The sequence below is a fragment of the Rhodopseudomonas julia genome (assembly GCF_030813515.1).
GTDB lineage: Bacteria > Pseudomonadota > Alphaproteobacteria > Rhizobiales > Afifellaceae > Afifella > Afifella julia.
The window spans coordinates 549,465-566,220 of record NZ_JAUSUK010000002.1 but is presented as its reverse complement, the minus strand read 5'-3'; the positions used below and the strand labels follow the sequence as shown (position 1 = coordinate 566,220).

Sequence of the window (16,756 nt, the reverse complement as noted above, 5' to 3'; positions counted from 1 at the left end):
CGACACAAAGAGCTGAAGGTCACGAAGGCCAAGAGCTGGGAAAGACGACAGCCGAAGCTTCGATCATGGATGCAGCTTCGCTCCCTTTATCGCCTTGTCGACGTCCTTCTTCGGACCGCGGATCGCGATCCCGACGAGATCGGGGGCATCGGCGGGCTCGGCCCGGAACGCCTCGCGGTTTGCCGCGTCGTGGCCCGTCGAGAACATCGCCCTGACATAGGCGGCAGTGAGAAGCCCCTTCTCTCCCGAAATGCGGTGGGCGCGCTTGAGCTCGCTTTCTCCCGCCGCAAAGATCAGCATTGGCTGTCCGAGGAGACTGGCGAACCGGCGTCCCGCTGCATCCTCGTAGGGCTCGCCCATCGCCTCCGGCGCCATAGTGGCCACGCCGGTGGCGAGGAACGCGGTGACGTTCAGCTTCTGCCAGGTCGCGAGATCGTCCAGCACCAGAATGGCGACCTTCGTGTCGAACATGCCTTACTTTCCCTCAGACTAAGCGGGTATTTATTGCATTTCGTAAGATCCAAACATCATAATGCCGAATGATATTCCGCACCAAAGGCATTCCGGGCGATGACCAAAGATACGAACCACGTTCGGCAGCGGCTCGCACCGCCGGCCCGTTTGGACGACAAGGACCGAACCCTGTTAGGTCTTTTGGCTGAGGATTCCACGCGGAGCTATGCTGAGCTCGGCAAGCTGCTCCACCTCTCGCCCCCGGCCGTGCACGAGCGCGTCAAGCGCCTGCGGCAGGATGGCGTGATCAAGGCCAATATCGCGGTTCTCGACGGCGCAAGGCTCGGAAGACCCCTCCTGGCCTTCGTGCATATCGACACGACGAGCTGGGCGGTGACGCGCCAGCTCCTGGCGCTACAGGAGCTTCCCGAAGTGGAAGAGATCCATACTGTCACGGGCGAAAGCGCCATGCTCCTCAAGGTGAGGACTCGCGACACGCAGGCATTGGAGGACCTTCTGGAGCAGATCCATTCCATCGAGGGCTTCAAGGGCACCCGCAGCTACATCGCTTTGTCGACCTATCTCGAACGAGGACCGAGCCCGGTCGCGGACGATTAGGCGTATCGGCCGACAGGAATACCGCACCGGTCCCGAAATCACGGAGATGACGGCGCCTGGCAGGCACCGACACCCATTCCGTCCGCAAGGGGGCGCACCTTTCGCGCGTCCCCTCGCCTCTCATCCCGGCAAAGCCGGATGTCCCTACATCAGGCCGTTGATGAGGATCGCCAGGATCGCGACCGGGGCCACGAAGCGCAGGATGAAGATCCACAGGGTCAGGAAGATGCCGGGATGCTCGCCGTCCACGGTCACCTCGTTGGCGGCCCGCGGCCCCATCACCCAGCCGACGAAGATCGCCACCATCAGGCCGGAGATCGGCAGCATGATGTTGGCGGTCAGGAAGTCGAGGAGATCGAGGAAGCCCATGCCGAACAGCTTGTAGTCGGCCCAGATCCCTTGCGACAGCGAGGACGGAACGCCAAGCAGGAAGGTGACGACGCCGATGGCGATCGTCGTGGGCACCCGCCCGAAACCGCGGTCGCGGAACAGGGCAACGAGCGGCTCCAAGAGCGAGACCGAGGAGGTCAGCGCCGCGATCAGCAACAGCACGAAGAAGGCGGGGCCGAAGATCGCGCCGCCGGGCATTGCCTGGAACACCGTCGGCAAGGTGATGAAGGTGAGCGCGGGGCCGGCCGCCGGGTCGAGACCGAAGGCAAAGACCGCCGGCAGGATGGCGAGGCCGGCAAGGATCGCCACCATCGTATCGAGGGAGACGATGTACCAGGCCGAGCGACCGATGCGTGTGTCCCGGTCGAGATAGGAGCCGTAGGTCAGCATCGCCGCCATGCCGATGGAGAGCGAAAAGAAGGCCTGGCCGAGGGCGGCCATGAAGACGGTGCCGTTGATCTTGGAAAAGTCCGGCGACAGGAAGAATTTCAGGCCTGCTTCCGCGCCCGGCAACGTCATCGAGCGGGCGACGAGGGCGAGCAGGATCAGGAACAGAACGGGCATCAGGATCTTGCTGACCCGTTCGATGCCGGAGGCGACGCCCTTCAACACCACGAAGACGGTGAGCGCGACAAACACCGCCTGATAGATCAACGGCTGCCAGGGATCGGAGATGAAGCCCACGAAGGAGTTTCCGATCCCGCCGATGTCGAGGCCGCTAAAGGCGCCGTCGGCGGACTTGATCACATAGGCGATCGTCCAGCCGGCGATGACGGAATAAAACGACAGGATCAGGAAGGCGACGGTGAGGCCGATCGCGCCGACCACGGTCCAGCCCTTGTGGCCGAGCACCTTGAAGGCCGACAGCGCATCACTCTGGCTGGCGCGCCCGACGGCGACTTCAGCCAGCAGCACGGACAGGCCGATCGTGAAGACGATCGCGAGATAAAGCAGAAGGAAAGCAGCACCGCCGTTCTCGCCGGTGATGTAGGGAAACTTCCAGATATTGCCGAGGCCGACGGCGGAGCCGGCAGCGGCAACGACAAAGCCGATGCGGGAATGCCACTTTTCGCGCGGAGCGTTCATGAACCGATCCTGTGGGGCTCTTGGCATGCCGACCGGCCGTCTGAGGGCCGAAACGGATGCGCTGGTGTGAGTTGATGCCGGCACAGGGAAGGATCATCGCGTGACCGGCTCAGGCTGGCGGACTAAAAACCCGGTCCGGAGCCGAAAGTCGATGACCGAAAGCAAAAAAGTTCGGCGATCCCCGCTTTCGAGGGGCATTTTTGCCGGGTCGCGACGATTAGGCACATCGTCCCATGTCGGCTTTCAAAGGCCGGCGGCGTGCGCATGCGGCGAGCGCCTGAGCCGGGGCTCACTCGGGTTGCCGGCATCCCTCGAGCCAAACATCCGAAAAGCCCGAAGGCGCACACGCCCCCGCCACCAAACGCTGGATTCGGGCAACGCGTTCGTCGAGCTTGGCGTCTCTTCCAACGAGATCATAAGACGCCGGCGCGATCAGGACCGCCACGAGCCGGATAAACTCGGCGTCGGTCAGTTCGGCTGGAGGCCGCCCATAAATCGCTGAGCTTGCCGAATGGAAGCCGACCATCCAGCCATCGGGACCGGTGCCCATTTCCAGCGTCTCCAGCCACAAGGCAAGGATCTGCTCCTTGGAAAGACGGCTCTCCATCCCAAGCGCATAGCCGGTCTGGCGTATCTTTCCGATGCCGGGGTGAAATTCCTCAAAGGCGAGCCGTTTGGCTGCGGATTGGGTGATGGTGGTCAAGCCGGCGCCCGGGGTGGAGAAATCCACGCCGGTATGCGTTGAAAAATTCGGGTCTTCGACAGCGAGCAGGATATCCCGGTGGGCCGCCCCCAGGGAGCCCCCGCCGCGCCCTTGAGCAATCGCTGCGTCGGCGCGAGCACGCAAGCTCTCGGCATCCGATACCGCATCCCAATATCCCTTGGCGCCATAACCCACGAGGCCGATAAGCAAGAGAGCAAATACGATGACCGCATATTTCAGTATCCGCGTCATTCTATTTGCTTATCCTAGGTGCCGCGGGTTCGTATCCGTCACTCCCACTCGATGGTTCCCGGCGGCTTCGACGTCACGTCGTAGACGACGCGGTTGATGCCCTTCACCTCGTTGATGATGCGCGTCGCGGCCGCGCCCAGAAAGTCCATGTCGAAGTGGAAGAAGTCGGCCGTCATGCCGTCGACGGAGGTGACGGCTCTGAGGGCGCAGACGAAATCGTAGGTGCGCGCATCGCCCATGACGCCGACGGTCTGCACCGGCAAAAGCACGGCAAAGGCCTGCCAGATCGCGTCATAGAGCCCGGCCTTGCGGATCTCGTCGAGATAGATCGCATCGGCCTTCCTGAGGATGTCGAGCTTTTCGCGTGTCACACCGCCCGGGCAGCGGATGGCGAGGCCCGGCCCCGGGAAGGGATGGCGCCCCACAAAGCTCTCCGGCAGTCCAAGCTCGCGCCCGAGCGCCCTCACCTCGTCCTTGAAGAGCATGCGCAGCGGCTCGACGAGCTTCAGATTCATCCGCTCCGGCAGCCCGCCGACATTGTGGTGCGATTTGATCGTCACCGAAGGCCCGCCGGTGAAGGAAACGGATTCGATCACGTCCGGATAGAGCGTGCCCTGCGCCAAAAATTCCGGCGCCTTGCGCCCGTCGGCCGCAAGCTTCTCCGCCTCGGCTTCAAAGGTCTCGATGAAGAGGCGGCCGATCGTCTTGCGCTTCGTCTCCGGGTCCGCCTCGCCTTCGAGCGCCGAGAGGAACATGTCCTCGGCGCGCACATGCACGAGCGGGATATTGTAATGGTCGCGGAAGAGCGAGACGACCTCCTCGCCCTCGCCGAGCCGCATCAAGCCGTGATCGACGAAGATGCAGGTGAGCTGGTCGCCGATCGCCTCATGCAGGAGAACCGCGGCAACGGAGGAATCGACGCCGCCCGAGAGCCCGCAGATGACACGGCCGGAGCCGACATCCTCGCGAATGCGAGAGATCGCCTCCTCGCGGAAGGCCGCCATCGACCAGTCGCCTTTGAGGCCCACGACCTTGTGCGCGAAATTCGCGATGAGCCGGGCGCCATCCGGCGTGTGCACCACTTCGGGATGGAACTGCACGCCGTAGATCTTGCGGCTCTCATCGGCGATCGCGGCGAACGGCGCCCCGCTCGAGGCGGCGATGACGCGAAAGGCTTCGGGGATGGCCGTCACCTTGTCGCCGTGGCTCATCCACACCTGGTAGCGCGAGCCCTTGTCCCACACGCCTTCGAACAGCGGCGAGGCCTCTTTCACCTCGACAAAGGCGCGGCCGAATTCGCGATGGTCGGAAAGCTCCACCTCGCCGCCGAGCTGCCGGCAGATCGTCTGTTCGCCGTAACAGATGCCGAGCACCGGCAGGCCGGCCTCGAAGATCGCCTGCGGCGCGCGCGGCGTGTCGATTTCCGTCGTACTCGCCGGGCTGCCAGAAAGGATGATGCCGCGGGGATTGAGCCGCTCGAGCGCCTCTTCGGCCTTCTGGAAGGGCACGACTTCGGAATAGACGCCGGCTTCGCGCACCCGCCGCGCAATGAGCTGGGTGACCTGCGAACCGAAATCGATGATGAGCAGCGTATCGTGCTGTTCGGAGGGATGCTCTTTCATGGCACGCCTTTAGGCGCATGTGCGCGTGAGCTCAATAACCCAATCGGCGGAGAAAGCCTTAGTCCAGAAAAAGCTTATAGCCGCGATGCGTGTTCTGAAACCCGATCCGCTCATAGAAGCGGTGCGCGTCGCGACGGGCGTTGTTCGAGGTGAGGGAAAGCGAATGCGCCCCCTTGCGCCGCGCCTCGGCGATGGCAAAGCGCACGAGCTTGCCGCCGATCCCCTGCCCCCGCTCGGCGGGGCGCACCTGGACGGCTTCGAGCGTGGCTTTCAGGGCGCCGCGATCGGGCAGCGAATAGCGAAAGCCGAGCTGGAAGGTGCCGATCACCTCGCCGTCCTGTTCGGCAACATAAAGACACTCGTCCGGGCTGCCCGCCAACTCCTCGAACGCCTTCTGGTAGGACGGCAAAGCCGCAGGATGCAGCGTGTCGCCATGGCCGCCGATATCATCGGCCGCAAAGATGGCGATCAACGCCGCAAGGTCACCCCGTTTGGCTCGGCGGATCACCAATTCGACCATCTCATTCCGTCCTCTCGTCCATTCATTCGCCGGCGCAAAATCGCGGCATTACCTTCACGTTGCCGGATTTGTGCCGCATTTCCGCCTCAACGCGGACACAAGTCAAAAACAAGATTTCATCTATCGACGGTGAGCTCTAAAGGCCAATTCCGGCCCAGCCAACACCGCCGATGCTTTCAGGATAGAGACGATGGCAAATACTCCGAAGCCGGGCCCGAAGGATCCGAAGGGCGGTAAGGGCGGCAAGAAGTAATCTCTTCCAGTCCAGGTATTGTGGAGGCGGCTGCGCACAAGTGCAGCCGCCTTTTTGTTCTTAAAACCTCAGAATAATCCAGGTTTCCGCGCAGAGATCGCGAGACGGCCGCACATCGACTTTCGGCGACCCCTCGCCTTCACGCATTTGCCACGAGCTTGGCGCGCTTTGCTGCCGCTTCCGCAATGCCGATGGCGGCGAGCGCGACCACCACATGTACGAGCTGCAGGAGCCAGGGCGTGCTCGCGACCGGCATGTGGAGCTGCGCAAATCCGACGACGGGCAGAACGAGACCGAGCAGGAAAGCTGCTGCGGCCACCCCCTTAGAGACCGGCATCACTTTGAGGGCGAGCGCCCACAAGGTCAGCACGAAAAGCCCGCCGAAGGTCATGTGAAGATGGATGGGCAGCCCGTAATAGCCGAACCACCAGGCCGCCCCGAGGGCCAGCGCGACGAGGGCCAGCACCCGTGCGGCCATGATCAGCATTTTCGTCATCGTTCGCTCTCCAATTCAGAATTTGGTGTCTGTCGAAACGCCAGTTGCCCGAAGCCGACGATCATCGCTCGCCGGGCCGCTGAAGCCGATCCTGTCCGCGTGATGCATTGGGCGGGAAAGACGTTCTGCCCGACCTTCAGACCGCCGAGGATCGCGTTCTCAAACCGCAAGCTTCAACCTTTTGGCGGTCATCTCCGCGACAGCGATGGCGGCAAGAGCGAGCCCGAGATGCAGGACACCGGTCAGCCGCCCATCGATGGCCACAAAAATCGGCGCGATGCCGGCCAGCACGACGAACGGGATCAAGATGAAGCCCGCGGCCGCGATCCAGGGCCGCGCCGTCAGCAAGCGGCGGCTCAACATCCACAACGCGGCGAGAAAAATGCCGCCGGCGATCATGTGAAAGTTGAGCGCGAGGTCGGAAGCACCCGCTGCCCAGATGAGCACGCCGAGAAGGAACGCAATGAGCGAACAAAAGCGCGCGGTCATCGCGAGAGCCTGCGAGTTCATGCAAAACGCCCCCCGGGAAAGGCGGAGGACGGGCTTCGCCGCCGCTCCGCTCTCGTTTTCAGCTCAACCTACTCGATGCCGAGCTTCTCCTTCAGCAGGGCGTTGACGGCCTGCGGATTGGCCTTGCCCTGGCTCGCCTTCATCACCTGACCGACGAACCAGCCGATCATCGTCGGCTTCGCTTTCGCCTGCTCCACCTTGTCGGGATTGGCGGCGATCACCTCGTCCACCACCTTTTCGATAGCGCCGGTGTCGGTCACCTGCTTCATGCCCCGCGCCTCGACGATGTCGCGCGGATCCCCGCCCTCACTGTAGACGATCTCGAAGAGGTCCTTGGCGATCTTGCCGGAGATCACCTCTTCCTTGAGCATGTCGAGAATTTCGCCGAGCTGCGCCGGCGAGACGGGCGAATCCTCGATCGTTCGGCCGTCCTTGTTGAGCGCACCCAAAAGATCGTTGATCACCCAGTTCGCCGCCTGCTTGCCGTCACGGCCTTCCGCGACATGCTCGAAATAATCGGCGATGGCGCGCTCCGAGACGAGGATCGACGCATCATAGGCCGACAGGCCGAAAGCCTTAATCAGCCGCACGCGCTTGTCGTCGGGAAGTTCCGGCAGATCGGCGGCAAGCGCCTCGACATAGGCGGCGTCGATCTCGAGCGGCAGAAGGTCGGGATCGGGGAAATAGCGGTAATCATGCGCCTCTTCCTTGGAGCGCATCGACCGCGTCTCGCCCTTGTTCGGGTCGAAGAGCCGCGTCTCCTGATCGATCTTGCCGCCATCCTCGATGACGCCGATCTGGCGGCGCGCCTCGTATTCGATCGCCTGGCCCGCGAAGCGAATGGAATTGACGTTCTTGATCTCGCAGCGCGTTCCGAAAGGCTCGCCCGGCCGGCGCACGGACACGTTGATGTCGGCCCTGAGATTGCCCTTGTCCATATCGGCGTCGGAGGTCCGGAGATAGCGCAGGATCGAGCGCAGCTTGGCGAGATAGGCCTTGGCCTCGTCGGAAGACCTGAGATCCGGCTTGGAGACGATCTCCATCAGGGCCACGCCCGAGCGGTTGAGATCGACGAAGCTCATCGTCTCGTGCTGATCGTGCAGCGATTTGCCGGCATCCTGTTCCAGATGCAGCCGCTCGATGCCCACCGTAATCTCTTCGAACTCGCCCTTCTTGTCGGGGCCGACCTCGACGATCATCTCGCCCTCGCCGACGATCGGCTGGTCGTACTGCGAGATCTGATAGCCCTGCGGCAGATCGGGATAGAAGTAGTTCTTGCGGGCAAAAACCGAGCGATGGTTGATCTCAGCCTTGAGGCCGAGCCCCGTGCGCACCGCCTGTGCCACGCATTCCTCGTTGATCACCGGCAGCATGCCGGGCATCGCCGCATCGACGAGGCTCACATGATCGTTCGGCTCACCGCCGAATGCCGTGGCGGCGCCCGAAAAGAGCTTCGAGTTCGAGGCGACCTGGGCATGGACTTCCATGCCGATGACGATTTCCCAGTCACCGGTGGCACCGGCAATGAGGTTCTTGGGATTGGTATTGCGGTTTTCGGCGATCATTCGCAAAGGCTCCAGCGTTGCGCCCGCTATAGACCACCGTTTCGCCGAAAGGAAAGAGGTCAGTCGGCCCCTGGACGGCTGTGCGCCCTCAAGGCGCGCCATGAGGGCTGGGCGCTCAGGCGCAACCGCTGCGCGCCGCTCGTCTGGAGGGAACCGCCCACGACCATATCATCGGGTGAACAGACCGCCTGTGGACAAGGCGACCTCAGCGGCCGGTCCGGGCATCAGAGCGGACCGCTGCACGCTCTTCGCGGTTGAGAGACAAACTCAGTAGCAGCAATATTCCGGCGGAGGCGGGATATCTCCCGGCAGAAGCGTCTCACCGGTCGCGCAGTAGAAGTAGGGCGTGCGCGCCGGAACGGTCGGCCGCCCGTCTTTGTCGAAGAGCTTCACAGTCTCCCCGCCGATCGGGCACACGACGACCTGCGGCTGCGGATTGACCGGGGGATAATAGCCGACATCGAGATCAGCGGCCCTTGCGGCAGAGACGCTCGCTGCCAGCATTCCGATAGCCGCCGCCGACAATGCAGCCACGGCGAGCACCTGCCGCGCCGTACGCCAGTATTCTCTCCGCATGAAACTCCCCAGCGCTCGATCAACCTTGCCCAAATTGAGGCAAATCGAGTTGGAAATGGTTAACAAGGCGAAGTGTTCCCGGCCGGGTTGTCGACAGCGTAAATTTTCGGTTAACGCGCGCAGTCGCCGCAATTGATCCTGATCAATGTTGGGCTTCGGTCTCGGCCATAATTTCGCCAAAAGCGGGCAGCCCGCAGCACGGCGGAGGCGAGCATGGCACTCAAGAAGCGCTACCTCGAACACCTGAACCGGATGCGTCGAATGATGGCGATCTACGGTTTGGGCCCGAGCGATGTCACGAACATGCTCGGCGACCACGAGACGCGCAACGCCCTCGGCCGCTGCATCACCTGCGACTCCGTATGCCCTTGCGAGGCATACCTTGCAGACGGTGAGAATACGGACGCGCCAGCTTTTTGCCCGAACCTGCAACTTATCGAGGCACTCGCCGCCCAGATGGACGGTGATCCGAGACAGGCCCGGTCCGAAAGCGCCGATCTGAGTGCCTGGCATTCAATAGATCAGCGCGGCGTCCGCTTCGGCGCCTCTGCCTGAACCTCGGAGGGCAGCCAAAGCGAATACGCCCACCGGATGGGGGCCGGGGTAGGCGGTGACGTGAGCGGCTTGGGGGGAGCTCGGGACTTCGGTCTCGTGCCAAGGATCCGCTCCGTCTCCGCCTGCCCCATTATGCGTGGGCCCCTCATAAATGGGCCCGATCGTCGATTGGACGCCAGGCAGGCGACGGCCCGCATCGGCCCGGCTGCGACCGCCAGCATCACACATCACTCGGCCGCACATCTCTCGGTCGCGCATCTCTCGCTCAGGCGCCTTGTGCGCGGGCCGAGCACAACCTTTGCGGGACTACCGCGCGCATAAACCGATTCTCGCAACACGCGCCGCCTCTGCTCGCGGGCCACACAACCCGGCTCACCCAGGCCCCCAGAGAGCCGTTATGCGTCCAGCCAGGCATTGAAAGGATTGCGCCCTGCGACAAAACGCGGGAATAACACCTCTTCCCAGCCTCTCTTTTTCAATGCCCGCCCACCGTCTCATCCCGCTCATCATCGCGGTCGCGCTCTTCATGGAAAACATGGACGCGACGATGATTTCCACGTCGCTGCCGCAGATCGCGGCCGATATCGGCACCACGCCGATCGCGCTCAAGCTCGCCTTGACGGTCTATCTTCTGTCGCTCGCGATCTTCATCCCGGTCTCCGGCTGGGCGGCAGACCGTTTCGGCGCGCGCCGGGTTTTCACCTCGGCGATCGTCGTTTTCATGATCGGCTCGCTCGCCTGCGCCGCGTCCAATTCGCTCATGAACTTCGTCGGCGCGCGCTTTCTGCAGGGGCTGGGCGGCGCCATGATGACGCCGGTCGGCCGCCTCGTGATCATGCGCACGGTCGAAAAGCGCGATTTCGTCAATGCCATGGCGTGGTTTTCCATTCCCGCTCTGCTCGGACCGATCTCCGGTCCGCCGCTCGGCGGCTTCATCACCACCTATTTCTCCTGGCACTGGATCTTTCTGATCAACATTCCGATCGGCATTCTCGGCATCTTCTTCGCGCTCCGCTTCGTGCCGGAATTGAAATCGGAGGAGACGCGCCCGCTTGATGCGCTCGGCGTCGTGTTGATGGGGCTCGCCAGTTCAGGCCTCGTCTTCGGCTTTTCAGTCGCAAGTCTCGGCGTGCTGCCCGCGTTCGCCTGGCAGGCGATGATCGTCATCGGCGGCGCTTCCGCTCTCGCCTATCTCCGCCACGCACGGCGTGTCGCCTATCCCGTGGTCGACCTCTCCCTCATCCGCGTGCCGTCTTTCGGCTTGAGCCTCGGCGGCGCCACACTCTTTCGCATCGGTGTGGGCGCCATGCCCTTTCTCCTGCCCTTGATGCTGCAGATGGGTTTTGGCTTGAGCCCCTTTCACAGCGGTCTCATCACCTTCACCGGTGCGGCCGGCGCCCTTTTTATGAAGTTTCTGGCGCAGCCCATTCTGCGCCGCCTCGGCTTTCGCGTCGTTCTCGTTGCCAACACGCTGATCGGCGCAGGCTTCCTCGGCGTCATCGGCTTCTTCACCGAAGAGACGCCGGCGCTCGTCATGATGGGGCTGCTGCTTGCCGGCGGCTTCGCCCGCTCGCTGCAATTCACCTCGCTCAACGCGCTGGCTTTTGCCGACATCGACCACGAGCGTATGAGCCATGCGACGAGCCTATGGGCGACGGCACAGCAGATTTCGCTCGCGACCGGTGTGGCCGTCGGCGGCACATTGTTGGAAATTTCGATGCTCAGCCACGGCGGAGGGATCGCGGTCGGCGACTTCCACTTCGCCTTTTATGGCGTGGCGCTCGTCTCCGCGCTCTCGATGCTCTTCTTCCTGCGCCTGCCGGATGATGCGGGCTCTGAGATGAGCGGCCATCTCGCGAGCCCCGCCGCAGGCAGCGGCGGCGGCCTCAGCAAGCTCTGAGCACGTCGTTTACTCGGAGATTTCCGCTTCGAACTCGATCTCGACGAGCCAGTCGGGATCGATGAGACCCGCGGTCACCACCATCGTGGAAGCCGGCCTGATCTCGCCGAACGCCTCGCCATGCGCGCGCCCGACCTCTTCCCAATCCATGCGGCGGGTCAGAAAGATGCGCGTGCGCACCACATCGGCAAGGCTCGCCCCCGCCGCTTCGAGCGCGATCCTGGCGATCTCGATCGAACGTCGCGTCTGCGCCGCCGGATCGCCGACGGCGAACGCCTTGCCGTCCTCGCCGATCGGCGCCGTACCGCCGATCAGAACGCGGTTGCCGATCCGCACCGCCCGCGAAAAACCGATGACCGGCTCGAACGGGCTCGCAGAAGAGATGTTCCTGCGGCTCACCACCACTTCTCCGGCTTGAAAGCGCCTGCGGCGTCTTCGATCACCTGTGCCGCCTTGAACAAGGTCGCCTCGTCGAAGGGACGGCCGATGAGCTGCAGGCCGAGCGGCAGGCCCTTGGCGTCGAGGCCGGCCGGCACGGCGATGCCGGGAAGCCCGGCCATGTTCACCGTCACCGTGAAGACGTCGTTCAGATACATCTTCACCGGGTCGGAATTCATATCCTGATCGGCGACACCGAAGGCCGCCGACGGCGTCGCCGGCGTCAGGATGGCGTCGACACCCGCCGCAAAGACATCCTCGAAATCGCGCTTGATCAGCGTGCGAACCTTCTGGGCGCGCAGATAATAGGCGTCGTAATAGCCGGCGGAGAGCACATAGGTGCCGATCATGATGCGCCGCTTCACCTCGCGGCCGAAGCCCGCCGCGCGCGTCTTCTCGTACATGTCGATGATGTCGTCGCCGTCGACACGCAGGCCGTAGCGCACACCGTCATAGCGCGCGAGGTTGGACGACGCCTCGGCGGGTGCCACGATGTAATAGGCCGGCAGCGCGTATTTGGTATGCGGCAGCGACACTTCGACGATCTCGGCACCTGCGTCGCGGTACCAGTCGATGCCCTGCTGCCAGAGCTTCTCGATCTCCTCCGGCATCCCCTCGACGCGGTACTCCTTCGGCACGCCGATTTTGAGCCCCTTGACGCTTTCGCCGAGCGCGGCCGGATAATCCGGCACGGCGATGTCGACCGACGTGGAATCCTTGGCATCGACCGAGGCCATGGATTTCAGCATGATCGCCGCGTCCTTGACGGTGCGCGCGATCGGGCCCGCCTGATCGAGCGAGGACGCGAAGGCGACGATGCCCCAGCGCGAGCAGCGCCCATAGGTCGGCTTGATGCCGACGGTGCCGGTGAAGGCCGCCGGCTGGCGGATCGACCCGCCCGTATCGGTCGCCGTCGCACCGGCGCAGAGATTGGCGGCGACCGCTGCCGCCGAGCCGCCGGACGAACCGCCGGGCACGAGATCCGTGTTCGAGCCCTTCGCCCGCCACGGGCTGACGACCGGACCGTAATGCGAGGTCTCGTTGGAGGAGCCCATGGCGAACTCGTCCATGTTGAGCTTGCCGAGCATGACCGCGCCGTCGGCCCACAGATTGGCCGTCACCGTCGATTCGTAGCGCGGTCGAAAGCCATCGAGGATGTGCGAGCCCGCCTGCGAATGCACGCCTTCGGTGCAGAACAGATCCTTGATGCCGAGCGGCACGCCCTCGAGCGTCCCTCCCTCGCCCTTGGCGAGGCGCGCATCGGAAGCTTTCGCCATCTCGCGGGCCTTGTCGGGCGTCACGGCCACAAAGGCGTTGAGCGCATCGTTCGCCGCTTCGATGGCGGACAGATACGCCTCCGTCAGCTCCACGGCGGAGAACGACTTGGCGGCGAGGCCATCGCCGATCTCGGCGATGGTAAGGGAAGTAAGATCGGTCATCGAAATCGGCTCAGTTGGAAAGGCGTTTTTCCATGAAAATGGAGACGCCGTCATCGGGATAATCGAGATAAGGACCGCGGACGGCAAAGCCGGCCGAACGGTAGAGATTGAGAGCGGCCGGTTGCTGGTCGCCGGTTTCCAGGAGAAGCCTGGCAAGCGCCATGTCGCGGGCGCGTTCTTCGATCGCCGTGAGGATCAGTCGGCCGAGGCCCCGCCCCTGCTGACCCGGTGCCACATACATCCGCTTCACCTCGCCCTCTTCCTCGGACAGAACCCGCAGCGCGCCGCAGCCGACGGCTTTCCCCCGCTCACGGGCGACGAAGAAGACGATATTGGGCTCCGACAACTCCGCTACCGTCATGTGGTGGCAGGCCTCGGGAAGGTAGAAAGACAGAAGATAGGCGTTGAGGTCGGCGATGAGCGCATGCACCTCCGCCTGATCGGGAGGCTCCGCAGCAATAGAAACCGATTGTTCCAGAACCGCCGTCACGGCTCATTCCACGACTTTGGGAACCAGGAAGAAATTGTCCTCGCTCAAAGGCGCGTTGGCGACGATGTCGGTGGCCTTGGCCCCGTCGGTGATCTCGTCGGTGCGCATCTTGAGCGTCATGGCGGCGACGGAGGTCATCGGCTCGACGCCCTCGACATCAACTTCCTGCAATTGCTCCACGAAGCCGAGAATGGTGTTGAGTTCACCGCGCAGGCCCTCGGCCTCTTCCTCGGTGACCTTGATGCGGGCGAGATGTGCCACGCGTTTGACGGTGGAAAGATCGACGGACATAAAAAACCCCTCTTCTCCGGCCCGCTATAGACCGCAGAAACCTGCGCGGCAACGCCCCCGCGCCCCGCCATTCGAACCATCCCATGCCGGCAGGAGATGCAGAGGGCGGATGATGAAAGCCGCCCACGCCCCCAGTCGTTCATAACCGGCAGGCCTCAGACCTCCATCGTCTCTCCGACCTCGGGCACCAGCACCTTGCCGGCATCGTCGCCGAGCGCCGCCAGGAACTTGTCCGGCGTCTGATCGACGAGGGGGAAAGTGCGATAATGGCACGGGAAGATCTTCTCGAACTCGAAGTAGCGCTGGCAGGCGAGCGCCGCCGTTTCGCCACCCATCGTGAAGCGATCGCCGATCGGCACGATGCCGACTTTCGGCTTGTGCCGCTCGTGGACGAGAGCCATGTCGCCGAAAATGTCGGTGTCGCCCATATGGTAGAGCACCTTCTCGCCCGGCACCTTGATGACGAGGCCCATCGGATTGCCGAGATAGACCGGCTTGCCGTCGACCATCAGCGAGGAGGAATGCAGCGCGTTGACGAAGGAGACGGTGAAGCCGCCGCAATCGACCGTGCCGCCGTGATTGCCGGGATTGATCTTGTTCTCGTCGACGCCCTGCGCAACGAGATACATGCACACCTCGAAAGAGGAGACGAGCATAGCCCCCGTCTCCTTGAGGATTGGCAGCGTGTCGCCGGTATGGTCGCTGTGGCCATGCGTCAGGAGAAGATGCGTCGCCCCTTTCGCCACATCCAGCGGGTCGCCCTCGAAGACGGGCGAGTCCGACAGGAACGGGTCGATCATCACCACCTTGTCGGCGAATTCGAGACGGAATGCGGAATGTCCGAGCCAGGTCACTTTCATGAGATAAGCCTCCCTTGTTCGGCGATAACTCTAGCGGGCTTTCACGACATGACGAGGGCCCCGGACAAAGCGCACCGGCAAGGCAAGGTTCAGGGTCGAGCCAGAGCCGTGCGGATAAAGGCCTGACGCATCTCGGGCAGGCCGAGGCCTCTGGGCGCCAGCACATGCCGCTCGAGGAACAGCCCGGTAATGGCAAAGCCCGCCGCCAGATCTTCCTCGTCGGGCGGCGTCTCGTCGCCGCCTGCGCGCAGAAACGCCGGCAAAGGCAGCAATCGGTCCCGGTAAGGCGCGCCCGCCTCTTCGCTCACCGCGCGGCCGGATTTCGGCGACACATAGATGAGCTGCTCCGTCGTGCCGGTCGCGGCACAGGCGGTGAGATCGAGCCCGACGCCGAGCTCCTCCAGAAGCATGATCTCGAAATGCACCATCCCCGCGGCAAAGCCCGCGCGCTCGGCATCGGCACTGAGCGCCCCGTCGAGGAGCGTCCTGAGTGCGGCATGCAGGGCCGGATGCGGGTCGCGCTCCGGCAGGAGCCTGAAATGCGCCGAGAGGAGCTGCATGCCGTAGGAGGCGGTCCGGTCGGCCATGATGGCCGCGGCGCGTTCGGTGATCGGTTCGGCGCGGAAATTGCCGAGATGCGCGTCGAGCCTCGCCCGCCAGGTGAGCGACAGGGTATTGCCCGGCTGCAGGATCGGCCGCTGGCGGCGTGAACGCCCACCCTTGACGAGGCCGAGATGACGGCCGCGCGTTTCCGTCATCACCTCCAGGATGATGTCCGCCTCGCCATGCCGGCGCGTGGACAGGACGATACCGTGCTCCGACCATTCCATGGCGCAGGCTTAGAGCGTTTCATCCGGCGACGGAAACACTTCTCGTTCGCCCGCGATGGGGCGATCCGGCCGGAACACAGGCAAGCGCGACACGGGCATAGAGCAAGCGGCGCGACGCACCGGGCGTCGCGCCGCGTCTCGTCGATGCTTACTTTTCGGCGCCCTTGGCCTTGGCGCGCTCGATGCCTTCCAGGACGAGCTGTTCGGCACCCTCGGTGTCGACCCAACGGCCCACATCGACCCACTTGCCCTTCTCCAGATCCTTATAATGCTGGAAGAAGTGGGCGATCTGCTCGCACATGATCTGCGGCAGATCGAGATAGCTGCGCACGCCGGTATAGAACGGATGCAGCTCGTCGACCGGCACGGCGATGATCTTCTCGTCGCCACCCGATTCGTCTTCCATGATCAGCGCCCCGACCGGTCGGCAGCGAATGACCGCACCCGGCACCACCGGCACCTGACTCACCACCATGATGTCGCAAGGATCGCCGTCCGGCGACAGCGTGTGCGGGATGAAGCCGTAATTGCCCGGATAGAACATCGCCGTATGCAGAAAGCGATCGACGAAGATCGCGCCCGACTTTTTCTCGAGCTCGTATTTCACCGGAATGCCGCCGAGCGGAATTTCGACGATGGCATGAAGATCCCGAGGCGGGTTCTTGCCAACAGAGATATGACGTAGGTCCATGAAGATCCTCGCAGCGGGCTGCTCGTGCTGCCCTTCTTAAAGTAGATTCATAAGTTTAAAATCGCCCGCCAGCCCTTTGAGACGATTCAGGAAGCTTCCGGCGCGCAGCGCCGCTTGGGCGACAGCTGCGCCGACAAAACCAATCGCGAGATGGCCTTGCCGCCGAAAGAAATGCGCTCTGCCATGCCAGCAGATCGGGCTCAATGCACCTTTCGGCT

At 63.4% G+C, this 16,756-nt stretch carries 19 protein-coding genes; 3 read left to right on the top strand and 16 right to left on the bottom strand.

Translation table 11 applies throughout. The annotated features are described in order from the left end of the window. Positions 1-63: 63 nt before the first annotated feature. Positions 64-471 carry a DUF2000 family protein gene (locus J2R99_RS11845; protein WP_307154680.1) on the bottom strand — a complete coding sequence of 136 codons (408 nt, stop codon included), beginning with the start codon at positions 469-471 and terminating at the stop codon, positions 64-66. Positions 472-570: 99 nt separating this feature from the next. Between J2R99_RS11845 and J2R99_RS11840 the strand changes: the two genes are divergently transcribed. Further along, positions 571-1,071 carry an Lrp/AsnC family transcriptional regulator gene (locus tag J2R99_RS11840; protein ID WP_307154679.1) on the top strand — a complete coding sequence of 167 codons (501 nt, stop codon included), beginning with the start codon at positions 571-573 and terminating at the stop codon, positions 1,069-1,071. Positions 1,072-1,215: 144 nt separating this feature from the next. Here the strand turns inward: J2R99_RS11840 and J2R99_RS11835 are convergent, their stop codons facing one another. From J2R99_RS11835 to J2R99_RS11800, 8 genes are all read right to left on the bottom strand, one after another. Then, positions 1,216-2,547 (bottom strand): sodium-dependent transporter, encoded by a 1,332-nt coding sequence (locus tag J2R99_RS11835; protein ID WP_307154678.1) that lies wholly within the window; start codon positions 2,545-2,547, stop codon positions 1,216-1,218. 289 nt (positions 2,548-2,836) lie between these two features. Further along, positions 2,837-3,502 carry a transglycosylase domain-containing protein gene (locus J2R99_RS11830; protein ID WP_307154677.1) on the bottom strand — a complete coding sequence of 222 codons (666 nt, stop codon included), beginning with the start codon at positions 3,500-3,502 and terminating at the stop codon, positions 2,837-2,839. A gap of 38 nt (positions 3,503-3,540) precedes the next feature. Further along, entirely contained in the window at positions 3,541-5,124 is a 1,584-nt protein-coding gene (gene guaA / locus J2R99_RS11825) for a glutamine-hydrolyzing GMP synthase (protein WP_307154676.1), read from the bottom strand. A 58-nt stretch (positions 5,125-5,182) separates the two neighbouring features. Further along, positions 5,183-5,644 (bottom strand): GNAT family N-acetyltransferase, encoded by a 462-nt coding sequence (locus J2R99_RS11820; protein WP_307154675.1) that lies wholly within the window; start codon positions 5,642-5,644, stop codon positions 5,183-5,185. Between the two features lie 392 nt (positions 5,645-6,036). Further along, positions 6,037-6,393: a hypothetical protein gene (locus tag J2R99_RS11815; RefSeq protein WP_307154674.1), complete on the bottom strand. Its 357-nt coding sequence runs from the start codon at positions 6,391-6,393 to the stop codon at positions 6,037-6,039. Positions 6,394-6,552: 159 nt separating this feature from the next. Beyond that, positions 6,553-6,903, bottom strand: a complete 351-nt coding sequence (locus J2R99_RS11810) for a hypothetical protein (RefSeq protein WP_307154673.1) — start codon at positions 6,901-6,903, stop codon at positions 6,553-6,555. Positions 6,904-6,971: 68 nt separating this feature from the next. Then, a complete protein-coding gene (gene gatB / locus J2R99_RS11805) occupies positions 6,972-8,468 on the bottom strand; it encodes an Asp-tRNA(Asn)/Glu-tRNA(Gln) amidotransferase subunit GatB (RefSeq protein WP_307154672.1) in 1,497 nt (498 codons plus the stop codon). A gap of 267 nt (positions 8,469-8,735) precedes the next feature. Then, positions 8,736-9,044, bottom strand: a complete 309-nt coding sequence (locus J2R99_RS11800; protein ID WP_307154671.1) for a hypothetical protein — start codon at positions 9,042-9,044, stop codon at positions 8,736-8,738. Positions 9,045-9,257: 213 nt separating this feature from the next. Here J2R99_RS11800 and J2R99_RS11795 point away from each other — a divergent pair, with 213 nt between their 5' ends. Together J2R99_RS11795 and J2R99_RS11790 are read left to right on the top strand one after the other, a co-directional pair. Further along, positions 9,258-9,599 (top strand): DUF6455 family protein, encoded by a 342-nt coding sequence (locus J2R99_RS11795; RefSeq protein ID WP_307154670.1) that lies wholly within the window; start codon positions 9,258-9,260, stop codon positions 9,597-9,599. 478 nt (positions 9,600-10,077) lie between these two features. After that, on the top strand, positions 10,078-11,499 hold the full coding sequence (locus J2R99_RS11790; protein ID WP_307154669.1) for an MFS transporter: 1,422 nt from the start codon (positions 10,078-10,080) through the stop codon (positions 11,497-11,499). Positions 11,500-11,508: 9 nt separating this feature from the next. Here the strand turns inward: J2R99_RS11790 and J2R99_RS11785 are convergent, their stop codons facing one another. The 7 genes from J2R99_RS11785 to ppa form a co-directional block, all read right to left on the bottom strand. Continuing rightward, positions 11,509-11,898, bottom strand: coding sequence for a RidA family protein (locus J2R99_RS11785; RefSeq protein WP_307154668.1), 390 nt, complete (start codon positions 11,896-11,898; stop codon positions 11,509-11,511). After that, positions 11,895-13,376 (bottom strand): Asp-tRNA(Asn)/Glu-tRNA(Gln) amidotransferase subunit GatA, encoded by a 1,482-nt coding sequence (gene gatA, locus J2R99_RS11780; protein ID WP_307154667.1) that lies wholly within the window; start codon positions 13,374-13,376, stop codon positions 11,895-11,897. The genes J2R99_RS11785 and gatA overlap by 4 nt, the downstream gene beginning before the upstream one ends. A 10-nt stretch (positions 13,377-13,386) precedes the next feature. Next, on the bottom strand, positions 13,387-13,866 hold the full coding sequence (locus J2R99_RS11775; RefSeq protein WP_307154666.1) for a GNAT family N-acetyltransferase: 480 nt from the start codon (positions 13,864-13,866) through the stop codon (positions 13,387-13,389). 3 nt (positions 13,867-13,869) lie between these two features. Next, positions 13,870-14,157 (bottom strand): Asp-tRNA(Asn)/Glu-tRNA(Gln) amidotransferase subunit GatC, encoded by a 288-nt coding sequence (gene gatC / locus J2R99_RS11770; RefSeq protein ID WP_307154665.1) that lies wholly within the window; start codon positions 14,155-14,157, stop codon positions 13,870-13,872. A 155-nt stretch (positions 14,158-14,312) separates the two neighbouring features. Then, on the bottom strand, positions 14,313-15,017 hold the full coding sequence (locus J2R99_RS11765) for a metal-dependent hydrolase (protein WP_307154664.1): 705 nt from the start codon (positions 15,015-15,017) through the stop codon (positions 14,313-14,315). Between the two features lie 89 nt (positions 15,018-15,106). Continuing rightward, the gene (gene recO, locus J2R99_RS11760; RefSeq protein ID WP_307154663.1) at positions 15,107-15,847 is read right to left on the bottom strand and encodes a DNA repair protein RecO; all 741 of its coding nucleotides are present in this window, start codon (positions 15,845-15,847) and stop codon (positions 15,107-15,109) included. Between the two features lie 148 nt (positions 15,848-15,995). Next, a complete protein-coding gene (ppa, locus tag J2R99_RS11755; protein WP_307154662.1) occupies positions 15,996-16,538 on the bottom strand; it encodes an inorganic diphosphatase in 543 nt (180 codons plus the stop codon). Positions 16,539-16,756 lie beyond the last annotated feature (218 nt).